The 20,505-nt window shown below is 58.7% G+C and carries 25 protein-coding genes and 2 pseudogenes; 19 read left to right on the forward strand and 8 right to left on the reverse strand.

The window, feature by feature from the left end; all coding sequences use genetic code 11:
• Window positions 1-465 precede the first annotated feature (465 nt).
• From VNZ93_RS22900 to VNZ93_RS22925, 6 genes are all read left to right on the forward strand, one after another.
• Window positions 466-810, forward strand: coding sequence for a DUF3768 domain-containing protein (locus VNZ93_RS22900; RefSeq protein WP_325710871.1), 345 nt, complete (start codon window positions 466-468; stop codon window positions 808-810).
• Window positions 807-1,790: a hypothetical protein gene (locus VNZ93_RS22905; protein WP_325710873.1), complete on the forward strand. Its 984-nt coding sequence runs from the start codon at window positions 807-809 to the stop codon at window positions 1,788-1,790. Before VNZ93_RS22900 ends, VNZ93_RS22905 begins: the two co-directional genes overlap by 4 nt.
• Before the next feature lie 220 nt (window positions 1,791-2,010).
• Complete coding sequence (locus VNZ93_RS22910) at window positions 2,011-2,586, forward strand: site-specific integrase (RefSeq protein WP_325710876.1); 576 nt, start codon at window positions 2,011-2,013, stop codon at window positions 2,584-2,586.
• Entirely contained in the window at window positions 2,586-3,599 is a 1,014-nt protein-coding gene (locus VNZ93_RS22915) for a hypothetical protein (protein ID WP_325710879.1), read from the forward strand. The genes VNZ93_RS22910 and VNZ93_RS22915 overlap by 1 nt, the downstream gene beginning before the upstream one ends.
• Window positions 3,600-3,792: 193 nt before the next feature.
• A complete protein-coding gene (locus VNZ93_RS22920) occupies window positions 3,793-4,278 on the forward strand; it encodes a hypothetical protein (protein ID WP_325710882.1) in 486 nt (161 codons plus the stop codon).
• A 90-nt stretch (window positions 4,279-4,368) separates the two neighbouring features.
• Window positions 4,369-4,707 carry a DUF3768 domain-containing protein gene (locus VNZ93_RS22925; RefSeq protein WP_325710885.1) on the forward strand — a complete coding sequence of 113 codons (339 nt, stop codon included), beginning with the start codon at window positions 4,369-4,371 and terminating at the stop codon, window positions 4,705-4,707.
• A 5-nt stretch (window positions 4,708-4,712) separates the two neighbouring features.
• On the opposite strand, the gene VNZ93_RS22930 is transcribed toward VNZ93_RS22925, so the two are convergent.
• Window positions 4,713-4,976 carry a helix-turn-helix transcriptional regulator gene (locus VNZ93_RS22930; RefSeq protein WP_325710938.1) on the reverse strand — a complete coding sequence of 88 codons (264 nt, stop codon included), beginning with the start codon at window positions 4,974-4,976 and terminating at the stop codon, window positions 4,713-4,715.
• A 77-nt stretch (window positions 4,977-5,053) separates the two neighbouring features.
• Here VNZ93_RS22930 and VNZ93_RS22935 point away from each other — a divergent pair, with 77 nt between their 5' ends.
• The 6 genes from VNZ93_RS22935 to VNZ93_RS22960 all read left to right on the forward strand — a co-directional run bounded on the left by VNZ93_RS22935 (window position 5,054) and on the right by VNZ93_RS22960 (window position 8,815).
• Window positions 5,054-5,437 (forward strand): hypothetical protein, encoded by a 384-nt coding sequence (locus tag VNZ93_RS22935; protein ID WP_325710888.1) that lies wholly within the window; start codon window positions 5,054-5,056, stop codon window positions 5,435-5,437.
• A complete protein-coding gene (locus VNZ93_RS22940; RefSeq protein ID WP_325710890.1) occupies window positions 5,437-5,829 on the forward strand; it encodes a hypothetical protein in 393 nt (130 codons plus the stop codon). Before VNZ93_RS22935 ends, VNZ93_RS22940 begins: the two co-directional genes overlap by 1 nt.
• Before the next feature lie 701 nt (window positions 5,830-6,530).
• A complete protein-coding gene (locus tag VNZ93_RS22945) occupies window positions 6,531-7,028 on the forward strand; it encodes a ferritin-like domain-containing protein (protein ID WP_325710892.1) in 498 nt (165 codons plus the stop codon).
• A 155-nt stretch (window positions 7,029-7,183) separates the two neighbouring features.
• Entirely contained in the window at window positions 7,184-8,104 is a 921-nt protein-coding gene (locus tag VNZ93_RS22950; RefSeq protein ID WP_325710895.1) for a hypothetical protein, read from the forward strand.
• Window positions 8,105-8,270: 166 nt separating this feature from the next.
• Window positions 8,271-8,576: a hypothetical protein gene (locus VNZ93_RS22955; RefSeq protein ID WP_325710898.1), complete on the forward strand. Its 306-nt coding sequence runs from the start codon at window positions 8,271-8,273 to the stop codon at window positions 8,574-8,576.
• Between the two features lie 11 nt (window positions 8,577-8,587).
• Window positions 8,588-8,815, forward strand: a complete 228-nt coding sequence (locus tag VNZ93_RS22960; protein ID WP_325710901.1) for a KTSC domain-containing protein — start codon at window positions 8,588-8,590, stop codon at window positions 8,813-8,815.
• A 14-nt stretch (window positions 8,816-8,829) separates the two neighbouring features.
• Here the strand turns inward: VNZ93_RS22960 and VNZ93_RS22965 are convergent, their stop codons facing one another.
• The 6 genes from VNZ93_RS22965 to VNZ93_RS22990 form a co-directional block, all read right to left on the reverse strand.
• Window positions 8,830-9,468 (reverse strand): DUF6766 family protein, encoded by a 639-nt coding sequence (locus tag VNZ93_RS22965; protein WP_325710904.1) that lies wholly within the window; start codon window positions 9,466-9,468, stop codon window positions 8,830-8,832.
• A gap of 25 nt (window positions 9,469-9,493) precedes the next feature.
• Window positions 9,494-10,102, reverse strand: coding sequence for an isochorismatase family cysteine hydrolase (locus VNZ93_RS22970; protein WP_325710941.1), 609 nt, complete (start codon window positions 10,100-10,102; stop codon window positions 9,494-9,496).
• A gap of 48 nt (window positions 10,103-10,150) precedes the next feature.
• The gene (locus VNZ93_RS22975; protein ID WP_325710907.1) at window positions 10,151-12,262 is read right to left on the reverse strand and encodes a catalase; all 2,112 of its coding nucleotides are present in this window, start codon (window positions 12,260-12,262) and stop codon (window positions 10,151-10,153) included.
• Window positions 12,263-12,596: 334 nt separating this feature from the next.
• Window positions 12,597-13,676 (reverse strand): ATP-dependent DNA ligase, encoded by a 1,080-nt coding sequence (locus VNZ93_RS22980; protein ID WP_414710165.1) that lies wholly within the window; start codon window positions 13,674-13,676, stop codon window positions 12,597-12,599.
• A gap of 43 nt (window positions 13,677-13,719) precedes the next feature.
• On the reverse strand, window positions 13,720-14,979 hold the full coding sequence (locus VNZ93_RS22985) for an Nramp family divalent metal transporter (protein ID WP_414710166.1): 1,260 nt from the start codon (window positions 14,977-14,979) through the stop codon (window positions 13,720-13,722).
• A gap of 56 nt (window positions 14,980-15,035) precedes the next feature.
• Entirely contained in the window at window positions 15,036-15,893 is an 858-nt protein-coding gene (locus VNZ93_RS22990; protein ID WP_325710910.1) for an SDR family oxidoreductase, read from the reverse strand.
• A gap of 189 nt (window positions 15,894-16,082) precedes the next feature.
• Between VNZ93_RS22990 and VNZ93_RS22995 the strand changes: the two genes are divergently transcribed.
• Window positions 16,083-16,274, forward strand: coding sequence for a DUF3008 family protein (locus VNZ93_RS22995; RefSeq protein ID WP_325710913.1), 192 nt, complete (start codon window positions 16,083-16,085; stop codon window positions 16,272-16,274).
• A gap of 26 nt (window positions 16,275-16,300) precedes the next feature.
• Window positions 16,301-17,837 (forward strand): annotated as a pseudogene (locus VNZ93_RS23000) (thiamine pyrophosphate-binding protein).
• Between the two features lie 5 nt (window positions 17,838-17,842).
• On the opposite strand, the gene VNZ93_RS23005 reads toward VNZ93_RS23000, so the two are convergent.
• Window positions 17,843-18,475, reverse strand: coding sequence for an alpha-ketoglutarate-dependent dioxygenase AlkB (locus VNZ93_RS23005; RefSeq protein WP_325710916.1), 633 nt, complete (start codon window positions 18,473-18,475; stop codon window positions 17,843-17,845).
• A gap of 210 nt (window positions 18,476-18,685) precedes the next feature.
• Between VNZ93_RS23005 and VNZ93_RS24980 the strand changes: the two genes are divergently transcribed.
• The 5 genes and pseudogenes from VNZ93_RS24980 to VNZ93_RS23020 all read left to right on the forward strand — a co-directional run.
• The gene (locus VNZ93_RS24980) at window positions 18,686-19,054 is read left to right on the forward strand and encodes an Arm DNA-binding domain-containing protein (RefSeq protein WP_414710167.1); all 369 of its coding nucleotides are present in this window, start codon (window positions 18,686-18,688) and stop codon (window positions 19,052-19,054) included.
• A gap of 33 nt (window positions 19,055-19,087) precedes the next feature.
• Window positions 19,088-19,345, forward strand: coding sequence for a phage integrase central domain-containing protein (locus VNZ93_RS24985; RefSeq protein WP_414710168.1), 258 nt, complete (start codon window positions 19,088-19,090; stop codon window positions 19,343-19,345).
• Window positions 19,346-19,378: 33 nt separating this feature from the next.
• Window positions 19,379-19,657 carry a hypothetical protein gene (locus tag VNZ93_RS24990; protein WP_414710164.1) on the forward strand — a complete coding sequence of 93 codons (279 nt, stop codon included), beginning with the start codon at window positions 19,379-19,381 and terminating at the stop codon, window positions 19,655-19,657.
• A 356-nt stretch (window positions 19,658-20,013) separates the two neighbouring features.
• A pseudogene (locus tag VNZ93_RS23015) lies at window positions 20,014-20,247 on the forward strand (ferritin-like domain-containing protein); the annotation flags it as partial.
• The coding region (locus tag VNZ93_RS23020) for a DUF6766 family protein (RefSeq protein ID WP_414710169.1) at window positions 20,233-20,505 on the forward strand (273 nt) is incomplete at its 3' end. The pseudogene VNZ93_RS23015 and the gene VNZ93_RS23020, both read left to right, overlap by 15 nt.

A 20,505-nucleotide genomic window follows, 5' to 3' on the forward strand; every position in this document is an offset into this window, starting at 1 on the left:
ATAAAGAAATTCGAAATATCGCAGAGTATCGACCCCGTACGCTTACATAATCTCGCACTGAGTATAAAAGCATTTATTTGTCATCAGTTTCGTGACTTTTACGGCGCTCGATATCCCTTGCATGCATTTCTGACGACGTTACGATTCTCGTGTTTGAAGCGATTGGCACGCGATGGCGGACAAGCAGGCAAAAGTACTCGACAACAACCAGATTCGCTCCCTCCTCACCTACGCCCAGACGTCTCGTTACCCAGACCGCTATCGTGTGATCGTGATGCTGCGGTTACCCGAGCAGCCTAACCTGCATCGGCCCCGCGCGACTCTCGCGCTGATTTACCGGTGCCTGTGAAGCCGAAGGCTGCCTGACGCCATTACTTCTCATCGACGTTTTATGACGCCAGTTTTCTCATGAAGGCTGGCGTTTTGCTGACCAATCCCCATTCATCGCATCTATAGGAGACCGTCATGCGTGATCGGCAAGAGCGGATACGCGCGCTCGATGATGTCTTACGACAGGATATGCGGCTTGGTGTTGCCGCGATCACGTTGGGGGTCGCCGCCCTTGGCGCGGCGGCCGTGACCCGGACCGTGAGGATGATTGCCGTCTTCAACGACTTCTGCAACGCCAACGCCCCCTGTGGCGAACACAGCTTCGGAGCCTTTGAAGCTGAGGGCCATATGACCCTTTTCAAGATCGACCATTACGACCGGCAGTTATCGGCGCATTCGCCTGACGCAGCGGACCCTGTCGTAATCTGCCGCCTCACCACCATCATGCTCGCCGAAGAATATTCAGGGGCAAGCCGATGACCGCAACGAGCCCCCTCTTGCCTGTGCTCTTCCATCCGGGCTTCTTACTCAAACCGCTGGGTTGGGTTCTAGCCGCATTCGCCCAACCCATTGCCGACGACCCGAGCCTGTTGATCGATCTGTGTTCGATCAACAAGCCGCGCCTGCATCTTCTGGCCATCGGCGCCCTTCATGCCCCGAAGCCGATCCAGCCGCCCCTCGTGCCGCTCCTTATCCGCGAGACCCCGCAGGAGGCGATGCGCCGGCTTGGGCTATCTTGGCCGATTGGATTCAGCGGGGTTCTCCATAAGCTACCCGATCATGTCATCGAGGCTAATCTCTATCGCGATCTACTGAATCTACTGGCCGAGCCGGCTGTCGCCAAATTCCTGGCTCATCGCGGTGAAATCGACGAACGCATCATTCGTAGCCTCGCCGCGTTACCCACCCCACTACGCAACCAGCCGGTGTTCAGCCTGTTTGCCGACGCTGCCCCCATGGAGCATTTCGCACGAGAGTTACAGGCACTGGCTAAGCAGGCGAGAATGCCTTTCAAGGGGTTGGTTAAGACACTCGCTGCCTGTCGCCAACGGACCCAGATCATTGCCGCTATTCTCAATATCGTCGAGCGGCTGCCTCTGCCTGACGCTCTGCCTCCCCGACAAGTCGGCCCATTCCAAAGAGTTGATCAGCCCGACGATATCCGGGCTCTCGCCAAAGCCTGGGTCAATTGCCTGGCGACCTACATTCATGGTGTCGCCGACGGTAGAACCGCGATCTATCTCAATGATCGCAAGCGGCCATATGCGGCCGCATTGATAGGCCGGCATGGCCGATTGGGGTGGTTGGTTGAAGACATCAAAGGTCCCGCCAACATCGAAATCGAGCCCGGCGCCCTCGCCCACTACCATCGCCTCTTCGCGAGCCAAGGAGTCGGGTCCAGTGAGGACTTAGCGACCATTCGAACCCTCATGCTGGAGCATCGGTTTGGTCCACATTGAGAGCGCTCCGGCATCAACTAACGTACAGTTAGCAACTACTCTAATAATCGAGGTAGCGGAACGGAGAGCGCATCAGCAATAACGATCACCAGCCTAAGCCATTTTAGTACGCTCGAATTTTAATTTCACATGAGTACTCGCAATTATCGGCTCAGCCGATATCCCTTGCATGCTTTGCTGACGACGTTACGCTTCTTCTGTTTAAAGCGATTGACGCGAGATGGCAGGCAAGCAGGCAAAAGTACTCGGCGACAACCACATACGCGCCCTCCTTGTCTACGCCCAGGCTTCTCGCTACCCAGAACGCAATCATGTAATCGTCATGTTGTCGGTCAAAGCCGGCTTGCGCGCCGGCGAGATTGCCAATCTGACTTGGCCGATGGTTCTCGATCCACAGGGCCGCGTTGGTTCGACGATCGAGCTTCAAGACTGGGCCGCCAAGAAGCGCAGCGGACGGCGCATTCCGATCCACAGCGATCTGCGTAAGGCGCTCGAATATTGGCGCACGATCAATAACGGGAGCGAATTCGTCGTAACCTCGGAGCGTGGCACGAGGATGCAGCCATCGAGCCTCGTCAACTGGTTCGCGACGGCGTATCGCAAGATCGGCCTCGACGGTTGTTCGTCGCATTCCGGTCGCCGCACCTTCATTACCCGCGCCGCCAGGCTCGTGCACAAGGCCGGTGGATCGCTTCGCGATGTGCAATTGCTCGCCGGCCATCGATCGATCCAGACGACGCAGCGGTATATCGATGGCGATACAGACGCCCAGAAGCGTCTCGTGTCCCTGATCTGATGGCCCGGCGAGCACCATCAAGCGTCGACATCGTGCCGGATCCAAAGAGCATCCAGATCGTCTCCGCGGTGTGTCGGCTCGCGGGGCCGCTCTCGATCTTCGATGATCTGAGGAAATCGCTGGGTCGCCACGGCGTGATCGGCGCCGTCCGGAGCCATCGATCAGATAAGATCTTCGATTGGTTGATGACCGAGTTCAGCCAGCAAGGCATCTCGGATCGCGCCGCCCAAGGCTACATTGCCAGACATGGCAACCTCAGCTTCGCCTCGATCGAAGCTGCATTGGCTGCTGATGTCGATTGCCCGAAGCTTGCCGGACACTGGACATTCCATCGTTGCGGCTACCGCAAGAGCACCCAGACCTGCAACGAGCCCAGCCATTTCCCCGCCTGCTCGCTTCCCACGGCCGATCTTCGCAATGGCCGCCTCAACCAGCTCGGCTATAGCCTGTACTTCTTTATCCGAGATGTCGCCGACGGCGACCTCGTTGCCTGGATCGACGCCCAGCTGAAAGCCTCCGCCCCAGCACAACACACCGAAACGGGGCCGCTAACGCGGCTCATTGAACCGATGCAATCGATCTTCGGTGTCTCCGACAAGGTCTTGTCGATGGCACTCTCGGCACTCATGCTCGGTACCGGACACCAGAAACCGCGCTGGATGCAAGCCGGGATCAATTTCGTCGTCGTCGACCGGCTGGTGCACAATTTTCTGGCACGAACCGGCATTTTGGCCCGTGCGAGCGCAGATCACCCCTATGGCCCCCGCTGCTATGGCCCGAACGGCTGTGCCGATCAGATCCGCGCCATCGCCAAGGCCATCGATGCCCACGCTTTCAATGCCGGCTTTCCGCGGGATTTTCCCCGCTTCGTCCAATTGGCGATCTGGTGCTTTTGCGCCGAGGGCGTTCTCAACATCTGCAATGGACGCCGAATTCCGCGGCGCCAGTCCTGCCGCAACGAATATTGCTCCCTTTATCATGTGTGCGAGCGGCGTCCCTTAGTGCAAAAATAGCCGAAAAACTATATTTTTCAGATATTTACATCGATTCTGCGATGTGCTAGAATGATCATACGGCTCAGTCTGATGAGCTGACATCGCCGACAATCTGTCTGCCTCTGTTGCCGCGTCTTCGATCGCGGCGGCGATGCATCGTTGAAACCAGGGCTCCCATGCGGGGGCCCTTTTTGATTCCAGGAGAGCCCAAATGGGAAAAGACGTCAAAGAAGCTGCCGCAAGGCCGATCGTGGTCTTCGGACTGAACACCATCGAGCGACCGGTGGCTGCGACCTTTACCGAGGCCGAGACCACCGCGGCCGCCACTATGGCCAAGCAACTGAAGCTGCGGCTGGTCAAGCTGACCAAGCCGGCAGCGCTTGAACTCTCCCGCAAGCTGCCGGCTGGCATTGCCGGCGCCAAACGCATTCCAATCGTCGCCGGCGATCTGTTTTCGGCGTTGCTCGCCGCCGCCGACCGTGAGGATAGCGCGCCGAAGCGGCCACCCAACTGGGACAAGATCGGCGTCGGCAGCATCGTCCTGGCGCAGGAAAGCTTCGACGATGGCTGGTGGGAAGCCATCGTTCTCGAGGTCAAAAAGGACATGCTGACGCTCGCCTGGCGCGACTACCCCCGCCAGCCGAACGTTACCCGAGATCGGGCCGCTGTCGCTCTGCTCTATCCGAGCCTTCCCTAGGTGACAGCCCGCCGCGCCCAGCCTCGGCGGGCCTCCTCCTTCACTCCCTTATCGCCAGCCACGGCAACAGCCGTCAGCAGGAGCATGGCTATGACAATCGAGAAAACACGAGCCGAGAAAATCCGTGCCTTAAATGATAAGCTCAGACAGGACCTTATCGGCGGAATTGCCGTCATTACCCCAGGCGCAGCAGCTCTCGGCGAGCAGGCGGTCGCGAATATTTTCAAGGCCATCGCCGTCTTCGACGACTTCTGTCAGGCCAACGATCCCTATGAAGAACACGATTTCGGGGCGCTCGACGTCGACGGCCGCCGCATCCTGTTCAAGATCGACTACTACGACGAAAGGCTAGAATGGCACTCACCAGATCCGGCAGATCCGGACGTCACCGAGCGCGTCATCACCATCATGCTGGCCGAAGAATATTAGATTGCCTATAGCGGCTTTCTCGGACGCCCGGCACCTTTATTCGTTGGCTTTGAATCCGCTTTAGGAGGCTCGAATAAAGAGCCCGGTTTAACCTTTAGAGCCAAGGCGATGTGCCAAATCGTGACCGCGGTTGGATTACGACGCCCGTATTCGATACCGCTCAGGTAGCTCTGCTCAACGCCGATTTGTGCCGCAAGGCGCTCCTGCGTCAAGCCTAACGCAATCCTTCGCCTTCGAATGTTCTCACCGATGACTTGCCGGACATCCATGTCCGACAAAGCACATTTCTATGCAACTGGATTCCATGTACTATAAGTTATAATTCAGCCAACCAAAGGGGGCACATATGGCTGTCAAAATACCGTTCCGAAATCCGCAGACCGACGAAATCCGGACCGTGAAGGTCGGGTGGAGCTGGACACTCTTCTTTTTCAGCAACTGCTTCGGCCTCCCCTTTTTCTTCCGCCGCCTCCCTAAATGGGGGCTGCTATTTCTCGGGATCACGATCCTCGGCAATATTCTTCAGGTGATGCTCGTTCCCAACCCTTTAGGGTTTTCACTGTCAGGCGCCTATATCGGCTTAGCAATGTGGATGGGCCTCAAGGGGAATGAAATCACCGCGAAAGCGTATCTGGACAAGGGCTGGGTCTTTGCGAAGCCCGAATCAAACGCCGCCGAATTCGCACGCAGCAAGTGGAAGATCGCTGAGCCCGTAAAGGAGGCTGCGTAATGCAGAACCCTCCCACCTGGCTGTACGCTGTGTTTGGCCTTCTTGCAGCCGCTGTATTTGCCACACCATTTTTTGGGTCTGACGATTTAGGCCTAGAGGTCGTTTTGGAAACACCCCTGTTTCAAAAAAGCCATCTTGCCATCCGCAACGTCGGGCGGGGCGTGGTGACGATAAATCGCATTGACGTCAACGAAGAGGAGAAATGTCGAGCTTTTCTTGTCGATTATTCAACCGGCACCAACTGGGTGGGCGAGAAACCTGCGCCAATCGCATTCGAGCCAAAGCCACTTTCAGTTGGGCAGGGTGCGATCTGGGTAACCCCCTGTAGCGTGGTTCGCGCACAAATCAGCACGGACCGTGGACAGGGAGAGTACACATTCGTTCAGCAATAAAATTATAATTGGATGAGCCCGTCCCCACTATCTTGGCAGCAATAGCTTTCGGTACTTTGTGGCAAGATCGGCATTGTCGCGATCCTTGGGGACCGGACCGGAAGCTATTGCTACGCTGACGACGGCTTCTTTGCACCCCTCAGCCGAATTTTAGAAATTGACGCTACCCTCACCGGAGAATTGGCTCCCTCTTATTTCCAAACCTACCTGATGTGCAGCGCTTCTTGAACCGGCGGCAATTCCAAGCAGGATAGGTTGCGGTCGTACATCTGAGGTCGCTGAGACATTTTTCAATTTTTGCGGAAAGAACTTACCAAGACGAAAATTGACGTTAAAGAATGTGTATCCAATTCAACCCGGACTCCTGGTGATCGAGCAAATGTCGGGCTCGCCGACGACAGAAAGCTCGCGTTCGATATCATCTACTCCAATGGCTGCACCTGCGCTCGGTGCTGGCGATCAAGCTGGACGTCAAATGCGATGACCTAGACAATCTTATCGTGGATTCTCACCATGCGCTGACACAGGTTTATCCCCGAACTCTTCGCACCGCACAACGTCTTGAAAATACACGCGCTCGCCGGCACTCAGGGGTATTCCCTCACGGGTCAGGAACCTTTCTGCAGCCCCAGCGCTTACTAGATGACCATTTCCCAAGCCTATAAATCGCCGCGCATAAGATGCGCCCGAAGGAACATCGCATGACGAAAGAAAAGACACTGGAAGACCTCTTCCACGACACGCTCAAGGACATCTATTACGCCGAACGGAAGATCCTGAAGGCTCTTCCCAAGATGGCCCGCGCCGCTTCATCGCCGGAATTGAAGGCGGCCTTCGAAAAACACAAGGACGAGACCGAAGGCCAGATCGAACGCCTGCAACAGGTCTTCGAGCTGATGGGCAAGCGGGCCCAAGGTAAGACCTGCGACGCGATCGAAGGCATCATCGCCGAGGGCGAAGAGATCATCGAGAGTTTCAAGGGGACGCCAGCGATCGACGCGGGTCTGATTTCTTCGGCACAGGCGGTCGAGCACTATGAGATCACCCGTTACGGCACGCTCAAGCGTTGGGCCGAGGTTCTGGGTTTGAAAGACGCCGCCAAGCTGCTCGATGAAACACTGGAAGAAGAGTCGAACACCGACGAGGCGCTGACAGGGCTGGCGGACGCGTCCGCCAATGAAATGGCAAAGGCTGCCTGATTTCGACAACCACCCGGCTCTGCCGGGTGGCTTTTTCTTCAGCGAACGATCTTCGAGAGGAGACCATCATGGGTCGCGGCATTCTGCTCTGGCTGCTGGGCGTTCCGATTCCGATCATCATCCTGCTCGCGCTGTTCATGCGATAAGAGGACGCCATGACAACAACCCTGTCTGCAACAGACGCTCCCGCTTCTATCGAATCCTCGTCATCGGCCGTTAGCTGGGGACCGATTGTTGCCGGCGCCTTCGCTGCGTCGACGCTCACGCTGATTCTGATGCTCCTCGGCTCTGGACTTGGGCTGACAATGGTGTCGCCGTGGTCGAGCGAGGGCGTCACCGTTACGACCTTCGCTGTTTCAACTGCAATCTGGCTGATTGTCGTTCAATGGTTGTCCTCGGCCGCCGGTGGCTACCTGACCGGGCGTCTGCGCACCAAATGGGTCGGCATCCATACGGATGAGACCTTCTTCCGTGACACCGCGCATGGCTTCATGGCCTGGGCCTTGGCAACGCTGCTGGTTGTATTGGTTTTGAGCTCGGCGCTATCGGCCGTGGTCGGCAGAGGCGTCCAGGCCGCGTCGACCGTCGCTTCGGGTGCGGCCCTGGGTGCTTCGGCTGGCGCGACGGCCAACGGGGGCTCGGGCGGAGCCACGAATGCGACGTCGTATTTCGTCGACACGCTGTTTCGGCCGGCCGATCCCGCACGTCTGTCGGCGCCGGGCGTTGAAGGCGATGCCGCTGCGGCCGCGCAAGCCTCTCGTATCCTGATCGCAAGCGCCGCAGCGGGTGAGGTTTCCGCCGACGACAAGGCCTATCTTGGCCAACTCGTGGCCGCGCGCACCGGTTTGGCACAACCTGAAGCGACTGCTCGTGTCGATGCCGCGCTGGCGCAGGTGCAAGCCGCCAAGGTCAAGGCGCAGGAGACCGCCGATGCTGCGCGAAAGGCTAGCGCGACCTTCGCTCTGCTCGGAGCTCTGTCTCTGATCATAGGAGCGTTCATCGCCAGTGTAGCCGCCGCGCTGGGAGGCAGACAGCGCGACGACGATGAAGCGCTCTATCTTACTACGCGCCGTTAAGGTCGTTCTGGCCGGTCCGCGAAGGCCGGCCGGCTTCTATCGTTGATCATTTTGCACTACGCAATCAAGGTCCTCCACCTACGTTTGTGCTTCATCGCCCAATCCCGGGCGTCAGAACAGCGTGGTGACATCGCACATGTTAGCCGCCTGTCACCGGACTGCCACCATGTACCTCTTCCAGATTCTGCTGCCGCGCACGGACAATTCCGGCAAGCCCTTCTCCCGGGAGGATTTTGACGGCGTCAAGGAGGAACTGCTCCGCCGATTCGCAGGCGTCACGGCCTATTTGCAGGCTCCGGCCGAGGGCCTGTGGCAAGAGAGCGGACAAGCCAGCAATGACGACATCGTCATCTTCGAGGTCATGACGGAGGCCATCGATCTGGCCGACTGGCGCAGCCGCCGTACGGAGCTCGAGCGGCGTTTCCGTCAGGATGAGGTGATCATCCGTTATCTCTCAATGGATCGCGTATAGGCCGGTGCGCAATGCCGTCGACCTCGATCCGCAAGACAGATTACGATCCGAAGACAAAAATTCTTTCGGTATGGTTTGTGACCAGCGGCAAGCAATACGACTATGAAGGAGTGCCACCTGAGACCTACGCTGCATTTCGGAGCGCATTCTCAAAAGGACGATTTTTCAACGAGCATATTCGCGATCACTGTCCGTACCGTCTACATAAAGCCCATCCGCCAGCCCGCATCGTCTCGTAGCGGCGGTTTGATGCCTATGCACCGGTTTCGTCATTCCGCGCTCCGGCAGGCTTCGACTCTGGCGACCCTTTGTGTCGAAGGACAATGGACAACACGACCAGCACCGCTGTCGACATGAATTCGGATTGCCAGTTCTGGAATGACTCGAACCATAGTTGAGCATCCCACAGATAGCTTGTGAGCGATTGCACCTCCCCTCCGTGCCGCTGTGCCTCCTCGTTCGCCGCCCTGAGGCTCGCCCACCAATGCAGGCCAAAGCACGCCACAAACAACAGGGCCAACACAATGCCCAGGGAGTACGAATAGAGCCAGGCCAGGACGGGGTTTCGCTTCCGCATGTGCGACGGCAGTTCGTCATCGGGACGATCGGGATTGTCAGGATCGCGGGATTCGGCCGAGCCGCGTTGAAAGAGCATCGCGGTCAGAATCACATAAGCGGACATCTGCAGAAACTCGCTCTCCCAGTTCTCGAACAATGCGGAAAGAAAGTCTCCGGTTGTCAGATAGGCCAACAATCCAACCGCTTGCGAGCCATGCTCCTGAAGCTGTCGGTTATAGGCAGCCTGTCCGGTGAAGATCATGCCAGACACACTGAACAGAAACATCGTCGTCAAAGCGATTGTCAGTCCGTTGTCTCGAAAGAAGGTTCTCATCCGGCATTCTTCTTTCAGCGTTCGGCTAGCGCCAGCCGTCCAAGACGTCTTGCAGCCTTACGGTTTCGACCTGCTCGCTGAAGCGAGAGTGATAGAGCTCCATCAGCGCATCGTGCGTCTGATCGGCGGAGCTGCAGATCGCATCGGTGACAAGCACGACACGGAAGCCCCGATCGATGGCGCCCAGTACGGTGGCCAGCACGCAGACATCGGTCTCACCACCGGTAATGACCAACGCGTCGACGCTAGAACCGCCGAGCATCACGTCCAGTTGTCCTTCGGTCCATGGCGAATAGACGCGCTTGTCGAGGAGCTTGGCGGGCGGCGCAAAACGCGCCAGTTCCGGCATCAGATCGATGAGACTGGGATCGATCCGCGAAAGAGTGACATCGGCCCAACGGCGATAGTACCGCGCCCAACTTCCGGGTCCTCCCCCCGGTTCCGCGGCCGGGATGAAGCGCGTGAAGAGTGTCCGCTCCGCGTTTCTCGATGTCAGCTCTACAATCGCCGGCAGCACTTTTGGCGCCCAAGGGACGGCCCACGGCTCGCCCGGGGCAAACAATCGCTGCATATCGACGCAAAGATGCAACGCATTGTCGCCCAGCGGGCCATGAATCAATCCTTGCCCAGCCATGCTCAACCCCTTTCGAGGTCAACCCGGACTGTGGTCTCCCTGACAGGACTAGAGTTTGACACTGGATTCCCGAGCCCACAGCCGCAGCTTGCGGCAGGATTCGATAAATTGGGTAATCGCCTTCGGGCCATCCAGCGAAATCAGCCCCTCGTCAGTTTCTGGATCGACGCCCGCCTTCTGCAAGAGCGGAATTGCATCCGCAGTAAACCCGATGAACTTGCAATGGGCGAAAGCATCGGCAACGAAGTCGCGCGCCGCGGCTTCGCCCGTCAAGCGCTCCGCGCCCTCCTTCGACAACAGCAGCACGACGGCATCGAACAGCACCGACGGTCCGCCGTCGATCATATGATTGGCCTCGATCCAGCTTCCGTCTGCTGCTTCGACCCCTCCAACCTTCGGCGCAATCACTTCCAATACAGAGCCTTCCTTCTTGATCGCGGACAAGAGCTTCTTCAGCAGTGCGGCATCTGCACCAGGGCTGACCAGCACACCGACTTTCCGACCCGCGAAGCTCTCGGGTCCATTCTCGATAATGCTGAGTGCGGGTGACGGCTCGAGATCATCTCTCGGGACAACAGCAGCGTCCGCCGGCTTCGGCAGCGTCTTCATGCCGAGCTTCCCGGCAACCGTTTCGGCGAGCCCAGCGTCGATATTCAGAAGATGTGCCACCATTCTTTCGCGAATGACGGGCGTTTCCACCTTGCTGAGCTCGAACGTCAGGGCCATCGCGATGTGGCGCTGCTCCGGCACCGTCTGACTAATGAAGAACTGGCCGGCCTGGCTGTAATGATCGGCAAAGCTTTCGGCCCGCAGGCGGACCTTCGGGCCTTCTACGACGTCAGCAAAGGACCGAAAGCCATGCTGTGGACTTTCCCGCGGTCCCTCACCAAATGAATTCGGCTGGTAGTTCACCCGGCCGACGGGATTGCGCATCGCCATGTGGCCGTCCTGCTGGAAATGGTGGAAGGGGCATTTCGGCGCATTGACCGGGATATGGGTGAAGTTCGGACTGCCGAGGCGTTTCAACTGGGTGTCGAGATAGGAGAAGTTGCGGCCCTGCAACAAGGGATCGTTTGAGAAGTCGACGCCTGGCGGCACGTTCTGAGTCATGAACGCGACCTGCTCGGTTTCGGCGAAGAAGTTTTCGGGCATGCGGTCGAGAACTAGCCGTCCAACCGGAATAGGCTCGAGCAACTCCTCTGGAATGATCTTGGTCGGATCGAGCACATCGAAGTCGAAGCTGTCGGCAAACTCCTGATCAAACAATTGCACCCGCAACTCCCACTCCGGGAAGTTGCCGGACTGGATGGCCTGCCACAGATCGCGACGATGGAAGTCCGGATCGGCCCCGTTGATCTTCACTGCCTCATTCCAGAGGACGGACTGCAATCCCAGCCTCGGCTTCCAGTGGAACTTGACGAAGGTCGACTCGTCCTTGGCATTGAGGAAACGAAAAGTATGGACGCCGAAGCCCTCCATGAAGCGAAAAGATCGCGGAATCGCCCGATCGGACATGACCCACATGATCATGTGCATCGATTCCGGCGTGAGGCTGATGAAGTCCCAGAAGTTGTCGTGGGCAGACTGCGCCTGCGGGAAGGCACGATCCGGCTCTTCCTTCACCGCGTGGATCACATCGGGAAACTTGATGGCATCCTGGATGAAGAAGACGGGGATATTATTTCCGACGATGTCCCAGTTTCCTTCCTGGGTGTAGAGCTTGACGGCGAAGCCTCTTACGTCACGCGCCAGATCGAAAGACCCCTTAGACCCTGCCACTGTCGAGAAACGCACAAAAGCCGGCGTCTTTTCGCCGGCGCGCTGGAAAATGTCCGCACGGGTGTACTTGGCGAGGGATTTATAGGTCTCAAAATAGCCGTGGGCACCGTAGCCGCGGGCATGCACCACTCGTTCCGGGATACGCTCATGATCGAAATGGAAGATTTTCTCGCGGAAATGAAAATCGTCGATCAGGCTGGGACCCCGTTCGCCGATCCGCAGCGTGCTCTGGTCATCCGAAACCGGACCGCCTTGGGCGGTGGTTAAGACCGGGATATCGCCCTCGGCAATCTGATGCAGTTCTCCGCCATTGCCGCGCTCCAGTTTTTGATCGTGGATCGTTGCGCGCTTTTTCGTCGCGCCCCTGGCGGTCTTGGCCATTTTCAGCTTCCTTTGAAAAACACACGCTGCGTCCGTCTTTCACAATGCTGCGAGCGATTTGTGGTTCCGGATGGCGTGGCTTTAGTGCCTAGGATGGTGGCTTTAGTGCCCAGGATGACTGACAGTCGGCTTTGATAACCGAATCTAACCGGAATCCCGGGGTTCGCGCTGGCGAGGCGGTCCTGCGCATAGCAGTTGCCCGACCTTGGACCGCGTCAGACGCTATAGGACCAATAACCGGGGGACTGAACGGTAGTGGGTCAGTCAGACTGTCCCATCACCGTTCAATCCTGCGCCTGCCGCGGGTAGTGAATCCTGTCATGTCGCGACCTACTTAGATCGATGCGCCCCGCGCCTGGATCTGATCGAACGTGCATTGAGACGGAGCCTTGTCCGGCCGCCATCGAACAAATTTCGTTCCGTGCCTGAACCGATGGCCGGTGACGTGGTCGAACCGCACCTCAACGACGAGCTTGGGCGCGAGCGGTTCCCAGTCGCCGCTTCGCTCCGTGCTCCACCGACTGGGTCCACCCGGCGCCTTGCCGGAGAATCCAGGAGACTCACGGAGAGCCTCAAGCCTTCGCGTCAACGCAGGCCGTTCGACAACCGGAATCGCCGAGGTGAATCCGACGTGATCGAGTTTCCCTGCTGCGTTATAGAGCCCGAGCAGCAATGATCCGACCTCGTGGCTCCCGCTTCCATATCGAAACCCGCCCACGACGCAGTCGGCTGTACGAAGACGCTTCACCTTGATCATCGCGCGTTCGCCGGGCTCGTAAGGGCCGTCAAGACGTTTTGCCACGACGCCGTCGGTTGATTGTCGATCCTCGCCCAGCCAATCTTCCGCCACGTCTCGATCCCGGGTGAACGGCGAGATGGCGAGACCGGGCCGCCCTGCCCCACGGATAAAATCCTCGAGATGACGTCTGCGCACCGAGAGCGGCTGATCGATGACGGTGTCGCCAGGCGGTATCCGAAGAATATCGAACAGAATGAACCGTGCGGGCGTTTCGCACGAAAGCCTCTGAATTCGGCTTTCCGCCGGATGAAGCCGCATCTGCAGCGCGTCGAACGATAAATCGCCATCGACCTCAATGACGAGTTCGCCGTCGACGACAAATCGATCGGCCGACAGGCCCGCCAGCAGAGTGACGACCTCGGGAAAATATCGCGTCAATGGCTTACCAGACTTCGCGCGCAGCTCGACGTCGGATCCCTCCTTGAACGCGAGACAGCGAAAGCCGTCCCATTTCGGTTCATATTGCCATGCGCCTTCGGCGGGTAGACTGTCGAGCAGTTTTGCTTCCATCGGCGGCAGGTCGAGCGGAATACCGAATTTACGACTTGCGGGCGCCCGACCCACGCGGTCTCTCGCCGCCGCCTTGGCACTCTGTCTTACCGGCTGCTCACTGATCTTTTTAACGTCTTTCCTCTGCGCGCGCACCAGGTCCCTCCTTTTAAGGAGATCCGTTGAGCACCAGCATAGCGATTGCCGCCACCGTCATGATGGCGGTCGCTGCCCATCCGAACACCAGCACGGGAAGCGTGACTGTAAACCGGCCCATTTGACTGCGCTGACTTGCAACCCACATCATTGCAGCCATGATCGGCACGGCAACGAAGCCGTTGATGACTGCGCTCCAGAACAGCGCCCGGATCGGATCGATCGGCGAGAATTCGATGCCGAGACCGAGCACAATGGCGGCTGAGATGACGCTGTAAAAGCCCACTGCTTCCCACGGCTTGTTCTCGAGACCGCATTTCCAGTCCTGTGACTCGCCAAAGGCGTAGGCTGCGGATCCAGCGAGAACGGGCAGCGACAGCAATCCCGTACCGATGATGCCGAGACTGAACAGCACGAAGGCAAAATCGCCGGCGATCGGTCTCAGCGCCTCCGCTGCTTCCGCCGCCGAACCGACCTCAGTCTTGCCTTGCGCGTGGAGCGTGGCTGCGGCGCTCATCATAATGGCGATCGCGACGACGTTAGAGACGGCCATTCCGAGAAAGGTGTCAAAGCGAATTCGACGCATCTCGTGATGCGCCTGCTCTGGCGCCTCGGTCAACGGCTTTGCCTCGGCCTTCTGATCGATCTCCTCGACCTCCTGGCTGCTCTGCCAGAACAGTAAGTAAGGACTGATCGTGGTGCCGAGGATCGCGATGATGACGGTGAAACTGTCTGCCGTCAGCGGAAAGGTCGGTGCGACCATCCCCTTCACAGCAGCAGCCCAATCCATCTTCACGATGAAGACGACGGCTACATAGGAAAGCAGCACAAGCGTCAGCCATTTAAGGTAGCGGGCGTATTGCTCGTAGGGAACGAACATCTGAAGGATCAGCGAGGCGAGCGCAAAGAAGACCGTGTAAAGATGTGACGGTCCGCCGACAGCCAACTCAGTAGCGGCACCCATCGCAGCAAGGTTGGCACCAATGTTGATCGTGTTGGCGATGAACAGGAGTCCGACAAGACCAAGAACGAGCGGCTTTGGAAAGAGATCGCCAATATTTTTGGCGAGACCGCATCCCGTGACCCGGCCGATCTGCGCGCTAACGAGCTGGACCGCCGTCATCAACGGATAGGTCAGCGCCATCGTCCAGAGCATGTTGAAGCCGAATTGGGCGCCCGCTTGCGAATAGGTCGCAATGCCGCTCGGGTCATCGTCGGCGGCGCCCGTGATGAGGCCCGGCCCCAGTTGCTTGAACAGCGCGGCTTTGCGCAGTCTGGTTCCGGCCTTTCGCCTCAAGGGTGCGTCGGCGACGCCGATCGGCTCAGACGTCACAGGATGGGCTTCCCGCCGGTCACTGCGATGGTCGCACCCGACACGTAGCTCGACAGGGGATCGGCGAGCATGACGTAGGCGGTTGCAAGTTCCGCCGGCTGCCCAGGACGCTTCATCGGCACTTGCTTGCCAAAATTCACGACCGCATCTTCAGGCAGGGTCGAGGGAATGAGCGGGGTCCAGATCGGTCCCGGCGCCACTGCGTTTGCGCGAATGCCCTTATCGGCGAGCAATTGCGCCAAGCCCGCCGTGAAATTCTGGATCGCTCCCTTGGTGGTCGCGTAAGCGAGAAGCGTCGGATTCGGCGTGTCGGAATTGATGGATGCGGTATTGATGATCGCACTGCCAGGCTTCATGTGCGGGACCGCAGCCTTGGTCAGATAGAACATCGCATGGATATTGACGCGAAAGGTCAGCTCCCATTCCTCGTCCGAAATGTCTCCGATCTCTTTGAAGCTCGCCTGATGCGCCGCATTGTTGACGAGGATATCGATGCCGCCCAGCTCGGACACTGCGGTGTCCACGATCTTCCGGCAGTGCGCGGCCTCCTGAATGTCGCCCGCCACCAGGACGATCTTCCGGCCCGCCTCCTCAACCAGCTTTCTGGTTTCCTGCGCGTCCTCATCTTCGCTCAAGAAGGCAACCAGCAGGTCCGCCCCCTCCCGCGCGTAAGCCAGTGCAACCGCTCGGCCAATGCCGCTGTCTCCGCCGGTGATGATGGCGCGCTTGCCGGCAAGACGTCCCGACCCCTTGTATGACACCTCACCGTGGTCCGGAATCGGGTCCATCCGGGCGGTCAATCCCGGGATCGGCTGGTACTGGGTAGGAAATGGTGGTTTCGGCGGGCCGGACATTCCGGTTTTCCTTGATTTGACTGGATGCGCCGGCGGCAACGCGTCGGCGACCATGCCAGTCCATAAATCCCAACCACGACGCGGGGTTCCAGCGGACTCATACGTCCGCGATCCCCCGGCACGCGCAGACAGCCCCTGCAGGAACGTTCGGCTCGCGGCTCCGTTGTTGTTCAGGACGGAGACATCCCCATGCCAGCGCGATCAAAAGCTCAGCAGAAGGCGGCCGGCGCGGCCCTCGCCGCGAAACGCGGCGAGCGTAGCAAGAGCGAACTCAAGGGCGCCTCCCGCTCGATGGTACGCTCGATGAACGAGACAGAACTGCGCGAGATGGCTTCGACTCCGCGCAAGGGAAAGCCCGAACGTCGCCGCCAGAAGTTCTGATCTGCTTCATATCCGCGAGATGCGCGATGCCGAACGCCGCCGAGATCCTCATCGAAACCTTGGTGGAATGGGACGTCGACGTCGTGTTCGGCCTTCCGGGCGATGGTATCAACGGCATCATGGAAGCGTTGCGAACGCGTCAGGATCGCATTCGTTTCATCCAGGTCCGTCACGAAGAATCTGCCGCCTTCATGGCCTGCGCGTATGCGAAGTGGACGGGCCGGCTTGGCGTATGTCTCGCAACGTCAGGTCCGGGCGGAACGCATCTTCTGACCGGCCTCTACGATGCCAAGCTCGACCAGGCGCCGGTGCTTGCCATCACCGGGATGCAATTCCACGATCTCATTGAAACCTTCACCCAGCAGGATGTGGACCTGACCAAGGTTTTCAATGACGTGACGATCTTCAACGCTTACGTTGCGGACGCCTCGCACATGGAAAACGTCGCCAGTCTGGCGTGCCGCTCAGCGCAGAGCGGTCACGGTGTTGCGCATCTGTCGATTGCGAACGATGTCCAGGAACAGGAACTGGAGGACGCGGAACGCTCCAAGCGCAACCGGCCCAATCACGTGCCAAATCGCATGTTCCACGGTCGTCGGCTGCCAGCGGAATCCGAACTCGACACGGCTGCACGCATTTTGAATGACGCCTCGAAGGTGGCCATCCTTGTCGGCCGCGGCGCGCTGGGCGCGCGCGACGAACTGGAGCGCACAGCGGAGCTTCTTGCGGCGCCGGTCGCGAAAGCGCTACTCGGCAAGGCGGTTCTTCCGGATGACCATCCATACACGACTGGTGGGATCGGCATTCTTGGCACGCTGCCCTCGCAAGAAGCGATGGAGCAATGCGACGCCCTGCTCATTGTCGGCTCAAGCTTCCCTTACGTCGAATATTATCCACCGGGCCAGGCTCGGGCCGTTCAGATCGAGCGTGACGCACAGCGCGTTGGGCTGCGTTATCCGGTTGAGGCCGGTCTCGTCGGAGACGCCCTCGAAACGCTCCGGCTGCTCAACGAGCGCTTGCGGCAGAAAACAGATCGCTCCTTTCTGACGCAGGCGCAGGAAGGGATGGGGCGCTGGCGCGAGATGATGGCGCAGTCTGAGGGCAAGGCCGACAGCACGCTCAAAGCTCAGGCCGTGACCAAGGCTTTTGGGCGACGCTTGTCGGCAGACGCCATTCTGGCGGTCGATTCAGGCCAGAACACCGAACTCGCGGCCCGGCACGTCGATATGCGCGAGGCAGATGATGTTCTTGGGCAACCCGCAATTCGGGTGCGAGTTGCAGCCGATCGATTTTGCAAAGGCGGCGGAGGCAATGGGTGGACGGGGTTTCTCGATCACACGCCATGACCAGATCGAGAATGTGCTCAATCGCGCTCTTTCTACGGACGGTCCTGTCGTGATCGAAGCTGTGGTCGATCCCTACGAGCCAATGATGCCGCCGAAGATGCCTCCCGACTATGCGAAGAACTTCCGGAAGGCGTTGCCGGAAACACCGTATCACGAACGCATCGAAGCAAATACCGCGGAAGAGCCGTTGAAGACGATGATGGATGCGGACACCTGAGGCACTCATCGCGATTTCCGCAAAGTATCTCCCTCAACGTACGCTTGGACGCGGCCCGCCTTCCTCCGATCTTCCGCCATCGTTCGAAACGTAATTGAATAGCGCGTTGTCTCCACGGGCGGGATGCTGTGCTCCCAAATGTGACGCGATTCATCTGACATCATGTAAAGGGATCGCGGTTCAGCTTCCAACGTGAACCGCCGCCAGGCCACGCCAGTCTTGCGTCGGAAGCGGAACTTGCAGGCCGAGGCGAGCGACAATCCGAAGATCCGATCAAAGTGCGGCTTGTCGCGATGCCAGCCAATTCCAACCCTGGCCTCGTATTCAGTACACAGAACTTGCTGCACCGCGCCAGTCGGCAACTCAGCGAATTGTGCGATTTGGGCTGCGAGCGGCGAGAGCCATTTCGGAATGTCGTCAGCCGTCTCCAGCGCCTGTCGGGAATAGTCGTAGCGCCAACCGAATGAGGCCACGCGGCGTTTTCCCTCGAACGCGCCAAATTGAAAGGGCGTCAACGGAAGATCGCGGAGCCGGTCGATCAGAATCCGTTCTTGGTCGCGGCTGACGAATTCGGGCTGGTAGCGGAGCCCCTTCGGCCCTGCCGGAGCGTCTGCGAAAAGATTGAGTTGGTCGGACATCGAGCTTCCTGTCGGCACGCTGCGGGGCTTAGCGCCTCAGCACAGATAGATAACCCTCAGGGCCGCGCCCCGATCCGTGCAGGGTTTACACAACGCGACCTTCGCGCACCGGACGAACTGCGGAATCTGGGTGACCGTGTCGGTTTTGACGGGGCCGCGCTCGCGCAATCGAACGCCTGTCCGAAGAAAAAGTCCGACACGCGAAACCGGTTGACGGGGTTACCGCGGAAAACCGCGCACCTCCGTGATGCGGGGGGCGGCCGATATCTCCAGGCGACTCTCGGCCGCGAGGGCAACGTCCGGCGCTCCTGGATCTTCCGCTATGAACGGCCCGGCTTTCCTTCGCGCGGAATGGGACTCGGCTCGTTCAACGATATCGTACTGGCGGAAACCCGAGAAATGGCCCGCGAGTGCCGCAAATTGGTCAAGGAAGGGCGTGACCTGATCGAACACCGAAACACGCGCGTAGCCCGAAATCTTGCGGCCAGTTCCACGGCCATAACATTCGCTGAGGCTGTGGAAATATACATCCGTCAACACCGCGTCACTTGGAAGAACTCGGTGCACGCCGCCCAGTAGCCAGCCAGCCTGAAAGCCTATGTTTTTCCGATCATCGGCAAGCCCTCCGTTTCCGAGGTCACTACTCCGCACGTGGTCAAGGTGCTCGAGAAGATTTGGCACGAAAAGCCCGAAACCGCCTCTCGCGTGCGTAGTCGGATCGAAAGCATCCTGGGATGGGCGACCGTCAGCGGCCATCGGGATGGCGATCATCCGGCGCGATGGCGCGACCATCTCGACAAGCTTGCTCCCCTCGCGCACAAGCATCAAAAATCGCTATCTTATTCCGAGACGCCGGCGTTCATGGTCTAGATTCGCCAGCGGCGCGCTGTCGCTGCGCTCGCGTTGGAATTTAAGATTCTCACTTGCATTCGCACATCTGACGTCCGTAACGGCAAATGGAGGCAGATCGATTGCGCACAGCGAATGTGGACGATCCCGGAGATGTCTAAGATTCACTGCGAGCACGGCGTACCGTTCTCCCACGCAGCGTTGGCGGTCCTCGATAAGGTACAGCAGATCACGCGCGAGATTGGAGGTCATATCGCTCAATCCGAATATCCGAGAGCTCTCGATATGACTCCAGCACCTGAAAGCTTTCACTCTGTCACTTCAGGATCTTGATTCTCTCCTCAGCGCGCGTCAGTTCGGGTTGGATCGAGGCCGAGCTTTCGAACATCGACTCTAAATCGCGTTCCTTCACCGACTTCCTGATCTTTGCCAAGATCTCACGACGATCCTTTGAATTCTTGATGGCGAGCTGAATGTGCCAGTCGAGACGAGTAAGTACGAGAGTGCTATTGTGACTCGCTCTTGGCCTGCTGCCGACGAAACGGTCCGGGTGCGCGGAGCCCAAAGCGCGGCTGCGCCGAGCACAGTACTCGATCAGCTTCCGTAATGTCGGAGTTCCTCGCTTCGAATGTTGAGCCCTCGCAATGCCGCGGGAGACGGAACCAAGCGTAACCGAGATATTCTTTCCAATCGCCGACGGCTTTCGTCAGCACCTTGAAGAGACCAAACAGTATATTACGCGCCTGGGAGAGGTGTTTCGCCAGTGCGGGGAGGACCCGAAAGGGGTCGATTGTCCCGCAATCGACGGAATCATCGAAGAGGCAAACGAAATCGGTGGTGAGGTCGCGGACAACGCGGTGCTTGATGCCGCCCTGATAGCAGCAGCGCAGGCCGTCGAACACTACGAAATTACCCGATACGGACACAGATGGCTTGCTTATGCGCGCAAGCAGGAAAACCTTGGCCAAACCATCAAGGTCAGCGGTTATCTCGTTGAGATGGGACGCGATACACGTGAAAACTGGCAGTCGGAATTTCTGCAATTGATCTGGCAGGTAGCGGGCCTCGCAATATTACTCCATGTGGGCTCTCCTCAATCGAAAGAGGGTGATGACCGTATGGAGGCAAAGATCGATGCAATACTTCTCGCCGTTGAGCCAGAGAAAGCTGAAATGCTTCTG

The organism is Pseudorhodoplanes sp. (assembly GCF_035565795.1).
GTDB lineage: Bacteria > Pseudomonadota > Alphaproteobacteria > Rhizobiales > Xanthobacteraceae > Pseudorhodoplanes.